This window comes from Acidiphilium sp. (assembly GCF_049977125.1).
In the GTDB taxonomy this organism is placed as follows: domain Bacteria; phylum Pseudomonadota; class Alphaproteobacteria; order Acetobacterales; family Acetobacteraceae; genus Acidiphilium.
Genome location: NZ_JBMFGY010000002.1, coordinates 31,158 through 42,877 on the forward strand (window position 1 = coordinate 31,158; position 11,720 = coordinate 42,877).

Here is an 11,720-nt window from a genome sequence, read left to right on the forward strand (position 1 = left end):
CATTGTAACGCTAATATAGCCTATCGACAACGCTGATGCGGCACTCCATCGGCGATGGTGCCGCAAGTTTTTCGTCTATGGCGTTTTTGCCACAACCGTACGGTCGAGTTCGGCATTGAACAGCGCCCCGAGCAGCAGCGTGTAGGCGGTCAGGTAGAACCACATCATCAAACCGATGATGGTGGCAAGCGGCCCGTAGGTGCGGCTGTAGGCGGCGAACCGGCCCACATAGACGGCAAAGCCGTAGGACAGGATCAACCAGAACAAGATCGCCACCGACACGCCGGGGATCACGGTATGACCAAGGTCGCGCCGGAACGAGGGACCGTAACGATACAGCAGCCCGAGGGCGACACCCATGAACCCGACCATCAGGACGAAGCCGATGACCAGCGCCAGCACGGCGGAATCTTTCCCCAGTCCGACGAATGTGAACAGGAGTGGCAATCCCACCAGCACGCCGATCGCGATGACGGCGCCGATAATGGCGACCAGCGTCATGCCCAGCGTGACCAGCTGGAATCGGATGATGCCGCGGGTTTCCTGGCGCTTGTGGATCACGTTGAGTGCATAGATCAGCGATTTCGTGCCCGACGCCGTTGAGTACAGCGTGAACAGCAGCGAAATCGCCAATCCGATCCCCAGATTCGTCTTGCCGCCCGAAACCAGTTGCTGAATCCGCCCGCCGATCAGCTGGAACGCCGCTGGCGGCATCAAATGGTGCAGATACTGCAATTGCGGCTCGACCGTGATCGGGTTGAACGCAAGCCCGTAGAGTGAAATCAGCGTTGTTATCGCGGGGAACAATGCGAGCGTGGCGTAGAACGCGCATCCTGCGGCCACCAGCGACATCTCGCCGCTCAACAAGGCCCAGATGGCAGATTTCAAGCTGACCCACCACAGAGCGGCGCGGCGACGCAATATCATGCGCCGCCGTCGAGAAATGTCCGGATCGCCGCGATGGTGGGCGTGTCCATCAGGGCCGGCGCATGACCGCATCCTGCGACGGTGAGGCTACCGGCGCCCTCATCGACCATCCGCGCAAGCGTCGCCTCGGTGAGCAGATCGCTATCGGCCCCGCGAATTGCCAGGATGGGTACCCTGATCTGCTGCCAGATCGCGCTGAGGTCGGCGTCCATCGGAATCGAGGCCCGGATCGGATCGGCGATTGCCGGATCATAGTGCAGCGCCAGAGCGCCACCCGCGACCGGCCGGGCGGACGAGCGGGCGAGATGTGCCCATTGTGCGTCGGACAAGGGACCGAACGGCGCATGGATGAGGCGCAAATGGGCTTCGAGGTCGGCGAGAGTGGCGAAAGTTGCCGGTGCCTTGATCATATAATCGCGGATGCGCACGAGGGCGGCGGCCGGGATCAGAGGACCGATGTCGTTCAGCACGAGGCGGGTGATCGGCGTGTGTGGGGCTGCGGCGATCATCATGCCACAGATGCCGCCGAGCGAGGTGCCGACCCAGGCGACCGGCTTGTTCAGGTATGCGAGCAAATGCGCGAGCGCCACGACATAGGATGGTGGTTGATAGAGGCTCGAGTCGCTCAGCCAGTCGGACCGGCCGCGACCCGGCAGATCGGGGCAGATCACGTGGTATCGTTCGGACAGCGACTCGGCCAAGGGATCAAAATCACGACCATTTCGGGTCAGGCCATGCACGCACAACACCGCCGGCGCGGCGGGATTGCCGAATTCAACGAAAGCGAGACGGTGGAAATCCGCGCCCAGCAGGTAGGGGATGAAGCCCTGGCGTGCCATCGGCGCTGTCGGCTCAGATCACGTTGTCACGGCGCAACGCCGCGCGTTCGGAGGCATCAAGACCCAGCATGTCGCTCAGCACCTCATCGGTATGTTCGCCTAACATGGGGGGCGCCAGCCGATAATCCACCGGGGTTGCCGATAAACGGACGGGATTTGCGATCAGCGTGACCGGCGTACCGCCCTGGTTGGTCATTTCGATCAGATTGCCCCGCGCGATGACATGCGGGTCACTGAAAACCTGATCGAGCGTGTTGATCGGGCCGCAGCCGATTTTGATCGCCTCGAGGGCGGCGAGCCACCAGGCGGAGGGTTGGGTGACCAGGATTGCGGACAGCGTGTCGGTGATCAGGGCGCGGTTGGCGACACGGGCGGCATTGGTGGCGAAACGCGGATCATTGGTCAGGTGATCGAGGCCGAAACGTCGGCAAAACCGGGCGAAGCTGGCGTCGTTGCCGATCGAGAGCACGATATGGCCGTCGGCAGTGGCAAAGACCTGATAAGGTACGATGTTCGGGTGCTGATTACCCAGCCGGGGCGGGATCTCGCCGGTCGCCAGATAGTTCATTCCCTGATTGGCCAGCCAGGCGACGTGAGTGTCGAGCATGCCAATATCGATGTGCTGGCCGCGCCCGGTCGCTTCGCGGTGGCGCAGCGCGGCCAGCACGCCGATGGCACCGTACAGGCCGGCGAACAGATCAGCCACTGGGACACCCACTTTCATCGGAGGGCCGTCGGGGTCGCCGGTGAGAGACATGATGCCACCCATCGCCTGCACCAGGCTGTCATAACCAGGTCGTGCGGCGTAGGGGCCGGTTTGGCCAAACCCGGTGATCGAACAATAGATCAGAGCCGGATGAGCTGGCGCAAGCTGCTCGTAGCCGAGTCCATAGCGGGTGAGGGCGCCAACTTTGAAGTTCTCGACCAGGATATCGGATTTTGCGATCAGGGCGCGAGCGATGGTCTGCCCCGCCGCGGTCGCGATATCGAGTGTCACCGACCGTTTATTACGATTGGCTCCAGCAAAATAGGCGCTCTGCCCGGTTCCCGGCATCGTCGGGGGTGAGAAGCTCCGGGTATCGTCTCCGCTGCCCGGTTTTTCGATCTTGATGATCGAAGCGCCCAAATCGCCCAGCATCTGCACGCAGGTCGGTCCGGCGAGAACCCGGGTCAGATCAAAGACGGTCAGTCCGGCGAGCGGCCCCGACGGCGGGGGCAATTCAGCATATTTGGTTTTTGACATGAACGACCTTCGGCAATGAAGATGCCGGCTTAGCGGACCGTCTCGTCTCAGGTCAAAATATGCACCGGAGTTTAGTTGGATTTACCTGTTCAGGCTGTGCGGCGTTGCCGGCACACAGGCCCGCAGGGCTAGGCGAACGAGACGGTTTGCCATCACGGGCAAACCGGCGCGTTCAGCATCCTGAGCGAGGGAGATGAGCCGGTCAGTCAGGATCAAGGGACTGACGATCGGTTCGTGCGGGGCGGCGGTTTTCGCCGTGACATAATCGGACATCGTGGGATTTTCCTTTGACAGACCAGCCGTTTTGGCTGAACCCAGATGACCACGCGGAAGTTAGATTTCGGTTAATAAAACCCGATTCGACTCAAAATAATTTAACGGCGTGATCATCTCTCATGTTCGTCCGCATCACGCTCGACTTCGATGTCGGTTTCGATCGCATCGGCGTCATCCTCCAGATCGTCGGCGTCTTCCAAAATATCCTCATCGGCACCGTCATCGACGGCATCGACCTCGACATCATCCCCTGGCACCAACACGGTCTTTGGTGATTTTTTTACATCTTCGGGAATCGGCGCGTTGCGCTTGAGCTTTGGTTGCTCGATCGGCTGCTCGGTGCCGCATTTCGGACACACGGCGGGCGATTTTCCGAGATCGAAGAATCTTGCGCCGCAGGAGACGCAGGTGTGTTTGTCGCCAAGTTCCGGCTTCGGCATGAGGCCCTCGTGCATAATGGGAAACGGTCGCTTCAGGGCGCGCGCCATGCCACCCATCGCCCGCTATGTCAAACACCGCGCATCATGCTAAGCGCCGCGCCATGAACCTCGAAACGCCACACGGCCGTCAATTCCCCCGTCCCGGCGCGTCATTGCGCGCCCGTCGCGCCATCGCGCCGCTGCGCGGCCGTATCGCCGTGCCGGGTGATAAGTCGATCTCGCACCGTGCGCTGATGTTCGCTGGCCTCGCGATCGGCGAAACCAGGATAACGGGTCTGCTCGAGGGCGAGGACGTGCTGCGCACCGCCGTTGCGATGCGGGCGCTCGGTGCTCACGTGTTATGCGACGCGCCAGGCATCTGGCGGGTGATCGGGGCCGGTATCGGCGGGTTGCACAGCCCCGAGGATGTGCTCGATATGGGCAACTCCGGCACCGCCGCGCGCTTGTTGTGCGGGATCCTGGCGAGTCATGATATTTTTGCGGTGATGACCGGCGACGCATCGCTGCGTCGCCGCCCGATGCGCCGGGTGATCGACCCGCTTGCGGCGTGCGGCGCGGTGTTCGCCGCTCGCGCGGGGGGGCGGCTGCCGCTGGCGGTCACCGGTGCCGCTGATGCGCTGCCGCTCAGCTATCGTCTGCCGGTCGCCTCGGCGCAGGTGAAATCGGCTCTGTTGCTGGCCGGGCTGAACGCGCGCGGCATCACTGAAATCGAGGAACCCGAACCCACGCGCGATCATTCGGAAAACATGCTCCGCCATTTCGGCGCCGCGGTCAGCGTGATCCCGCACGGTCACGGCAAACTGGTCCGCCTGCACGGCCAGCCGGAGTTGATGGCGGCGGATATCGTGGTCCCGGGCGATCCCTCTTCCGCCGCCTTTCCGATCGTCGCGGCTCTGCTGGTGCCCGGTTCACGCATTGTGATTGAAGGCGTCGGCCTCAACCCGCTGCGCACCGGCCTTGTTGCCACATTGATTGAAATGGGCGCGGACATCGTCATCACCAATCGGCGCGAGGCTGGCGGTGAACCGGTGGGCGATCTCGTCGTCAGCGCCTCCTCGCTTCAAGGCAGCGACGTGCCGGCCGAGCGCGCGCCGTCGATGATCGATGAATACCCGATCCTCGCCGTGGCATGCGCCCTCGCGCGTGGTCCGTCGCGGCTGCGTGGCCTGGGTGAACTTCGGGTCAAGGAAAGTGACCGTCTCGCGGCGACTCTTGCCATGCTTCGGGTCAACGGCGCGACCGTCGAGGTCGAGGGCGATGACATGATCATCGCCGGTGGCGCTAACCGGCTTGGCGGCGGCCGGGTGATCACGCATATGGATCATCGGCTCGCGATGAGCGCGCTGGTGATGGGGCTGGCGGCTGATGCACCGGTCGCGATCGATGATGCCGGCTTCATCGACACGAGTTTTCCCGGTTTCGTCGATCTGATGCGCGGTTTGGGGGCGGTGATCGAGCCGATGGAGGAGGATGCATGAAACGGATCGTCATCGCGATCGACGGACCCGCCGCGTCAGGCAAAGGCACCCTCGCACGCCGCCTCGCGGCCGCGTTCAACCTGCCGTATCTTGATACCGGGCTGCTCTATCGGGTGGTTGCCCGCCGCGTGCTCGACCACGGCGGGGACCCCGCGGATGCCATCACGGCTACCCGCCATGCGCGCGGTCTTGGCCGGCTCGATCTCGAGCGGGGCGATCTGCGCACACCCGAAGTCGATCTGGCGGCGAGTGCGGTTGCCTCGATCCCGGGTGTGCGGGCCGCACTGCTCGATTTCCAGCGCGCGTTTGCGCTGCACGCCGGCGCCGTTCTCGATGGGCGCGACATCGGCACGATCGTTTTTCCTGAAGCCGACGTGAAATTGTTCATTACCGCAACGCTCGATGTGAGGGCCGCACGCCGATTCGCGGAACGGCAGGCTCAGCACGTCGCGACCACGCTGTCGGCGGTGCGCGACGATCTGGCAGCGCGCGACGATGCTGACCGGACGCGCAAGGCAGCACCGCTGCGTCCCGCGGACGATGCACATATTCTTGACACCAGCTGCATGGATGCCAATCGCGCCTTTGCTGCGGCGGCCGATTGGGTAAACCAAGCGTTAGCGAAAGGGTGACATTCGGCGTTCCCTGACGTAAGCGGGGAACAGAACCGCAACAGGAGCCGCAGTGACCGATCTGTTCGACCAAGCCGCCGCATCGGCCGCCTATACAGCCAAGGATATCGAGGTTCTGGAAGGTCTTGAACCGGTGCGGCGTCGGCCCGGCATGTATATTGGTGGTACCGATGAGGGGGCACTGCATCACCTTGCCGCCGAACTGCTTGACAATGCGATGGACGAAGCCGTCGCCGGTCATGCCTCGATGATCGAAATGAGTCTCGCACCGGGGAACTGGCTGACCGTGCGTGACAACGGGCGGGGTTATCCGGTCGATCCTCACCCCAAATTCAAGGATAAGTCGGCGTTGGAGGTGATCCTGACCACGCTGCATTCGGGGGCGAAATTCTCCGGCAAGGCCTATGCCACGTCCGGCGGGTTGCATGGTGTTGGCAGTTCGGTGGTCAATGCGCTGGCGGAGCGGCTCGAGGTCGAGGTCGCGCGCGATCGGGTGCTGTGGAAGCAGGAGTATTCACGCGGCAAGCCGCTCACGCCTCTGATCAACGCCGGCGCGACGGCGAATCGGCGGGGGACGTTGATCCGGTTTACGCCCGACCCCGAGATTTTTGGCTCCCTGCGCCTCAACGCCACGCGACTATACCGGATGTGCCGCTCGAAGGCCTATCTGTTTCGCGGCGTGCGCATCCGCTGGTCGTGCGACGCTGGTCTGATCCCGGCTGGTTCGGAAGTTCCAACCCAGGCCGAGCTGCATTTTCCTGGTGGTCTCGCCGATTCGCTGGCGGAGGAGTTGGGGCCATCGCCGAAACTGGTGATGCCGGTCTGGTCGGGGCTGGCAGATCTGCCCGACGCCGCCGGCCGGATCGAGTGGGCCTGCGCCTGGCTCGACAATGGCGAGGCCTCGCTCGATACTTATTGCAACACCATTCCGACGCCGCAGGGGGGCACGCATGAGGCGGGGTTTCGTGCCGCCTTGCTCAAGGGGCTGCGCGGCTTCGGCGAGCAGCGCGGCAACAAGCGGGTCGCGGTGATCACCGGCGAGGACGTGACCGGCACACTGGCGGCGAAACTCTCCCTTTTCATCCGCGAACCCCAATTCCAGGGGCAGACCAAGGAGAAGCTCACCTCCCCCGAAGCGCAGAAAGTCACCGAGGCATCGCTACGCGATCGGTTCGAGCATTTTCTGGCAGGTGATCCAACGACGGCGGATAATCTGCTGTCGTACGTGATCGAGCGGGCGGAGGAGCGGATCAGGCGGCGGGAGGCAAAGGATACGCCCCGCAAATCGGCGACGCGGCGGTTGCGCCTGCCGGGGAAACTGACCGACTGCACACGGGAATCGCGCGAGGATACCGAGATTTTTCTTGTCGAGGGCGATTCCGCCGGCGGCTCGGCCAAGCAGGCACGCAACCGGGAGACCCAGGCGGTGTTGCCGTTGCGCGGCAAGATTCTCAACGTGGCCTCCGCTTCGACCGAGAAATTGCGACAGAATCAGGAATTGAAGGACCTGATCGAGGCACTGGGGTGCGGGGTGGGCGAGCGGTTCCGGCTGGATCAGCTGCGATACGGCCGGATCATTATCATGACCGATGCCGATGTCGACGGCGCGCATATCGCGTCCCTGCTGATGACGTTCTTTTATCGGGAATTGCCGGAATTGATTCGCGCGGGACATGTGTTTCTGGCGCAACCGCCGTTATTCCGGCTGACCCAGGGCAGCAAATCGGTTTACGCAATGGATGATGCGGAGCGGGATCGATTGATCAGGTCGGCCTTCAAGGGCAGCGCGAAGGTTGAGATCAGCCGTTTCAAGGGATTGGGCGAGATGCCGCCGGCGATGCTGAAGGAGACCACGATGGATCCGAAGCGGCGGGTGTTGTTGCGGGTGATGACGCTGCCGGAGACTCGCGCTGAGACGGCGGAGATGGTCGAGAGTTTGATGGGCCGCAAGCCGGAACTGCGGTTTCGGTTTATCCAGGACCGGGCGGCAGGGGCTGGCGAGTTGGATGTCTAGAGTGTGATGCTTTCAGCATAACGCTCTAGCATTATATTTTTTCGAGCGATTTCATGCGATTATGTTGCCGCTGCCGCGTCAACTTAATCGCATATCACTCTAGGGGGTCGGTTTCGCCTGCGGATCTTCATTACGTGACTTGGCGAGTTGAACGTCATTCGCCCAAGGATGTTGCGCGTCGCAGTGCTCGAAACGTCGTGAACGGGGATGCCGCCCGGTCAATCCGCGATGCTTGACAGGGGGCTGATCCCGCCAAACAATCCTGAGGTAACAGGAGCGTTCATATGGCCATCACCCGTCAAGTCATCACCACACTCAAGCCCGACGGCACCGACGCAATGGGGCCGAATATTCTGGCCTATAAATATCCTGACGAGAGCATCGTTTCCGGTTCGCTGCTGACGGTGGAGAGCAATCATTTCGCGGTCTTGAAATCGCGCGGCGCGGTGCTGAACGTATACGAGACCGGGCAGTATCCGATCACCACGCCGGACAAGCCGCTGCTCGGCTCGATCACCCAGGCGTTCTTTTCCGGGGCCAGTCCGTGGCAATATGAGACGATTTACATCAATCGCGCGAAAATCGTTGCGCGTGCCAAGGGGATTGCGACGTCGCGTGAAATGGCAGAGCTGGTCTACCAAGTCGATTATTACATCCATATCGACACCAAGGACGATGCGCTGAAACTAGTGACTCATATGCCGTTTTCCGGCCTTTACATCGATGCGCAGGAGGTGACCGATTATGCTGGTCCCGTGGTGGAGCAGGCGGTTAACCAGGTGGTTCAGATCACGCCGCTGGAAAACGTCAATGAGCATATCGGTGAGATCGCGGAGCTGCTCAAGCAGCATCTCGGCGATTTCCTTGATATCTACGGCATCAAACTCAACGATGTGAAACTTCTGATCCTGCCGAAGGACGAGCGGATGCGCGAATTGATCTCGCTGCGCGCGTTCGGGCTGACGCCGATCGAGGCGGTGCGCTATTATACCGCGCTGCGGATGGCGGAGCGCGGTTTGGTTTCGGCACCGAACATGGCGATCGGCGCGCCGTTCAATATCGGCGGCATGGGCACGTTCCCGGTCGGCGAATGGGATCGACCGGCCAAATGATGTCAGCCGGCGAGACCGCGACCCTGCTGCTGAACGGCTGGGGGTATAATTGGTACCGCGCGGAAAACCGGCTGCGGGCGGATGATCTGCTGATCCGAGCCAAGCTTTCGGAATTGCTCGGGCTGGCGCGCGGGCATTTATCCGGACTGGAGGCCGCCTATCGGCGGGCGCATCTGCCATTGCCGACGCGCGATCATCCGCTGCCGGACCGCGCGGCGGTCGCGCATGTGCAGTCCCTGACCCGTGCGGGCGAGGCGATCGGCGCGGTCGAGACCAGCATTCGAAATGCGGCGGTGCCGGAGATGGATCGGGTCTGGCAACGTCATCGTAATGAGGCGCGGGTGCTGCAGGACCTGGTCATGCGCGATGCCGCGTTGGTCGAGACCGTTGCGGCGTTTCACGACTGGGTGGTGGCCGCCACCGACAGCGACGCGGCGGATGCGCAATTCCCCATCCGGGTACGCGAAGGCCTACCGGTGATCACCGCGGCGTTGGCGGCTCGCCGGGATGCGGTGAACGGGGTGTGAGCAAACGGCTTGCCGCCGCCGCTGCCGCCGCCAAAGCGCCTTCAAGATAGCCGCCAAATTCGGGCGCGCTTTCCGAGCCTGACGCCAGCACCAGCCCAGCCCAGGGTTCGGGCAGTGTGATCGGTTCGTAATGCGGGTGCTGAGCCGGTCCGACCCGGTCTTCATGCGTTGCTGTCAATTCCTCATCCGCCCAGTCGTGAACGATCAATTGCCGTGGCTTCGCTCCCTGGGGACCGAATAAGGCCGCGAGTTGCGCGGTGATCGACGCCGGCAGAGTGGCCTGGCGTGCGGCGCGCATGGCGGCGGGCCAGGAAAAGAAACCGAACAGTGCAGCCTCCGCCGTCACTCCCGGCAGGCTGGCATCGTGCAGCTCCGCCAAGGGACCGATATGGCTGATCGCGGCACCGGATAGACCATTCTCCCGCCAGAACGGCCGATCATAGATTGCCAGCGCCTTGGCGTGACCGGCCATCCAGGTCGGCACAGCGGCGAAACGCCGGCGGATGGCTTCGGGGAGGGCTGGGCTGAAATCGAGCCTGGCGATCAGGCGTGGGGGCAGCGCCAGGGCGACGTGGCGGGCGGAGAGCGTGCATGTGCCATCGGGTGTCGCGCAGTCGAGCGTGACGGCGGCGGAGCCGACCGCAAGCCCGGTGACCCGGTGGTTCAGCCGGATTCGGCTCGATGGAAGTTGCTGGGTGTGAAATTCGAGCAGCGCATTGATGCCGCCCGCAATCCGCATACTCGGTGGATCTTGCTCGAAGCCATGCGGCAGACGTTGAATAGCGCCGGTGCGGTCCTGGAACAGAAAGCCGCCGTGGTCGTCCTGTTCGTAAATCGCGAGGCCGGCCTCTGCAACGGCAGCGCCGACCAGCGGCTGCATGCCCGGCCAGATCCACGCAGGACCAAGGTCGTAACGGCCGTGATCCGTTGAATGGCCGAAAATACGCCCACCCACGCGCCCACGCGACTCCAACACCACGACATCGACACAAGCCTCATCCAATGCCCGCGCCAACGCGACCCCCGCTAACCCGGCACCGACAACGATCACGTCATGCATGGGCGGATGGGGTGGTCAAGCGGGTGGCACGAGGCGTTAGTGAGCAAAACCAGGGTATTTTCCCTCTTGGCTCCCCGCTAAGCGTAACTTCGCTAAAAGACATGGATTCCAGAGGATCCGTTTTAAATCGGATCCAGGGACGGAGGAGCCGAAGTTTCCATCGATACACTTTATCGAGGGAATGGCTCCGCAGAGAGACCCCCTCGTCCTGCTTGCCTTGCTCCTGCCCCGATCCCTCCATCGGCTTCAACCCGCCTCGGCCATGAGGTGGCCGGTTTTACGGTAAAGGAGGGTGTCGCGTCGGGTGGTGAGAGTGATGGTGCTACCGGCGGGGTAACGGAGCCAGGTGGCGGCGGGGTGTTGGGTGTCGTTGATGATAAGGCTACCTTCGATGATGAAGAATTCCGCCCCGTTCGTGTAGGTTTCGGCTGGGCCGGTGTAGTGGGCGGGCAGGCGGAGCAGGTCAACTTGTTCCCAGGGGGCGGTGAAGAGGAGAGCGGTGCTGCTGCCGTCGGTGTTGCTGTGCCAGAGTGTTGGTTTGGTGGTGTCGATGCGGAGGGAGTGGGTTTCGGCAGGCGGCATCTGGCGGAGTTTGACCAAAATAGTGGCGCCTGGTTCGCTGGCCGGCGTGTGGCTTGAGCCGGGTGGGTTGCGAACGTAGTAGCCTCGGGGGAAATCACCGGTTTCGTCGGAAAAGACGCCATCGAGCACCAGGAACTCTTCGCCGGCGTCGTGGCGATGGGCGCTGAAGGCCGAATGTGGCGCGTAGCGGACCAGCGAGGTGGCGCGCGCGATTTCGCCACCATCGCGTTCCAGCATGCGGCGTTCGACGCCGGCGATCGGCGAGGCGACCCAATCGAGAGCGGCGGAGTCGACGATGGCGGGTTGGGTCAAGTCGGCGTTGATTTGCATGGAGGCTCCTGGATCGAAAGCGTTGGGGACGCGGCAGCCGCGTGTGGTCCGTCGTCTGTCTATTGTATTTTCGCGACTGCGTCATATCCTGCAAGCAGGCTCGCTGCGCGTAAGCGTGCGGCGTCACGGGAATAATGGCAAGCAAACGGGGTTTGGAACATGGTGAAATTTGGCGTCGCGCAGCCGGTCAAGCGGGTCGAGGATTCACGGCTGCTCCGGGGTGAGGGACAGTACACCGACGATGTGCCGGCGGATGGCGC

12 protein-coding genes are annotated in these 11,720 nt (G+C 62.8%); 5 read left to right on the forward strand and 7 right to left on the reverse strand.

The window, feature by feature from the left end:
• Positions 1–75: 75 nt before the first annotated feature.
• The 5 genes from ACP5E6_RS00585 to ACP5E6_RS00605 all read right to left on the reverse strand — a co-directional run bounded on the left by ACP5E6_RS00585 (position 76) and on the right by ACP5E6_RS00605 (position 3,725).
• Positions 76–888, reverse strand: coding sequence for a YihY/virulence factor BrkB family protein (locus tag ACP5E6_RS00585; protein WP_427950234.1), 813 nt, complete (start codon positions 886–888; stop codon positions 76–78).
• Between the two features lie 35 nt (positions 889–923).
• Positions 924–1,766: an alpha/beta fold hydrolase gene (locus ACP5E6_RS00590; RefSeq protein WP_427950237.1), complete on the reverse strand. Its 843-nt coding sequence runs from the start codon at positions 1,764–1,766 to the stop codon at positions 924–926.
• Positions 1,767–1,779: 13 nt separating this feature from the next.
• Positions 1,780–3,009: a CaiB/BaiF CoA transferase family protein gene (locus ACP5E6_RS00595; protein ID WP_427950241.1), complete on the reverse strand. Its 1,230-nt coding sequence runs from the start codon at positions 3,007–3,009 to the stop codon at positions 1,780–1,782.
• Between the two features lie 81 nt (positions 3,010–3,090).
• Positions 3,091–3,282, reverse strand: coding sequence for a hypothetical protein (locus ACP5E6_RS00600; RefSeq protein ID WP_427950244.1), 192 nt, complete (start codon positions 3,280–3,282; stop codon positions 3,091–3,093).
• Between the two features lie 113 nt (positions 3,283–3,395).
• Complete coding sequence (locus ACP5E6_RS00605; protein ID WP_427950247.1) at positions 3,396–3,725, reverse strand: TIGR02300 family protein; 330 nt, start codon at positions 3,723–3,725, stop codon at positions 3,396–3,398.
• A gap of 101 nt (positions 3,726–3,826) precedes the next feature.
• On the opposite strand from ACP5E6_RS00605, the gene aroA reads away from it, so the two are divergent.
• From aroA to ACP5E6_RS00630, 5 genes are all read left to right on the forward strand, one after another.
• Positions 3,827–5,203 (forward strand): 3-phosphoshikimate 1-carboxyvinyltransferase, encoded by a 1,377-nt coding sequence (gene aroA / locus ACP5E6_RS00610; protein ID WP_427950250.1) that lies wholly within the window; start codon positions 3,827–3,829, stop codon positions 5,201–5,203.
• Positions 5,200–5,835: a (d)CMP kinase gene (locus ACP5E6_RS00615; RefSeq protein WP_427950253.1), complete on the forward strand. Its 636-nt coding sequence runs from the start codon at positions 5,200–5,202 to the stop codon at positions 5,833–5,835. Before aroA ends, ACP5E6_RS00615 begins: the two co-directional genes overlap by 4 nt.
• A 52-nt stretch (positions 5,836–5,887) precedes the next feature.
• Positions 5,888–7,849: a DNA topoisomerase IV subunit B gene (parE, locus tag ACP5E6_RS00620; protein WP_427950256.1), complete on the forward strand. Its 1,962-nt coding sequence runs from the start codon at positions 5,888–5,890 to the stop codon at positions 7,847–7,849.
• A gap of 284 nt (positions 7,850–8,133) precedes the next feature.
• Positions 8,134–8,961: an SPFH domain-containing protein gene (locus ACP5E6_RS00625; protein WP_427950259.1), complete on the forward strand. Its 828-nt coding sequence runs from the start codon at positions 8,134–8,136 to the stop codon at positions 8,959–8,961.
• Positions 8,958–9,488: a hypothetical protein gene (locus tag ACP5E6_RS00630; protein WP_427950261.1), complete on the forward strand. Its 531-nt coding sequence runs from the start codon at positions 8,958–8,960 to the stop codon at positions 9,486–9,488. Before ACP5E6_RS00625 ends, ACP5E6_RS00630 begins: the two co-directional genes overlap by 4 nt.
• Here ACP5E6_RS00630 and ACP5E6_RS00635 read toward each other — a convergent pair.
• Complete coding sequence (locus ACP5E6_RS00635; RefSeq protein WP_427950263.1) at positions 9,442–10,548, reverse strand: flavin monoamine oxidase family protein; 1,107 nt, start codon at positions 10,546–10,548, stop codon at positions 9,442–9,444. The two genes, ACP5E6_RS00630 and ACP5E6_RS00635, sit on opposite strands and share 47 nt — an antisense overlap.
• A gap of 246 nt (positions 10,549–10,794) precedes the next feature.
• Positions 10,795–11,460: a cupin domain-containing protein gene (locus ACP5E6_RS00640; protein WP_427950265.1), complete on the reverse strand. Its 666-nt coding sequence runs from the start codon at positions 11,458–11,460 to the stop codon at positions 10,795–10,797.
• Positions 11,461–11,720 lie beyond the last annotated feature (260 nt).

Excerpts from the sequence above, each read along its gene's own strand:
- ACP5E6_RS00590 (WP_427950237.1), bottom strand. The coding sequence starts at position 1,766 with ATGGCACGCCAGGGCTTCATCCCCTACCTGCTGGGCGCGGATTTCCAC.
- ACP5E6_RS00595 (WP_427950241.1), bottom strand. The coding sequence starts at position 3,009 with ATGTCAAAAACCAAATATGCTGAATTGCCCCCGCCGTCGGGGCCGCTC.
- ACP5E6_RS00600 (WP_427950244.1), bottom strand. The coding sequence starts at position 3,282 with ATGTCCGATTATGTCACGGCGAAAACCGCCGCCCCGCACGAACCGATC.
- ACP5E6_RS00605 (WP_427950247.1), bottom strand. The coding sequence starts at position 3,725 with ATGCCGAAGCCGGAACTTGGCGACAAACACACCTGCGTCTCCTGCGGC.
- aroA (WP_427950250.1), top strand. The coding sequence starts at position 3,827 with ATGAACCTCGAAACGCCACACGGCCGTCAATTCCCCCGTCCCGGCGCG.
- ACP5E6_RS00615 (WP_427950253.1), top strand. The coding sequence starts at position 5,200 with ATGAAACGGATCGTCATCGCGATCGACGGACCCGCCGCGTCAGGCAAA.
- ACP5E6_RS00625 (WP_427950259.1), top strand. The coding sequence starts at position 8,134 with ATGGCCATCACCCGTCAAGTCATCACCACACTCAAGCCCGACGGCACC.
- ACP5E6_RS00630 (WP_427950261.1), top strand. The coding sequence starts at position 8,958 with ATGATGTCAGCCGGCGAGACCGCGACCCTGCTGCTGAACGGCTGGGGG.
- ACP5E6_RS00635 (WP_427950263.1), bottom strand. The coding sequence starts at position 10,548 with ATGCATGACGTGATCGTTGTCGGTGCCGGGTTAGCGGGGGTCGCGTTG.
- ACP5E6_RS00640 (WP_427950265.1), bottom strand. The coding sequence starts at position 11,460 with ATGCAAATCAACGCCGACTTGACCCAACCCGCCATCGTCGACTCCGCC.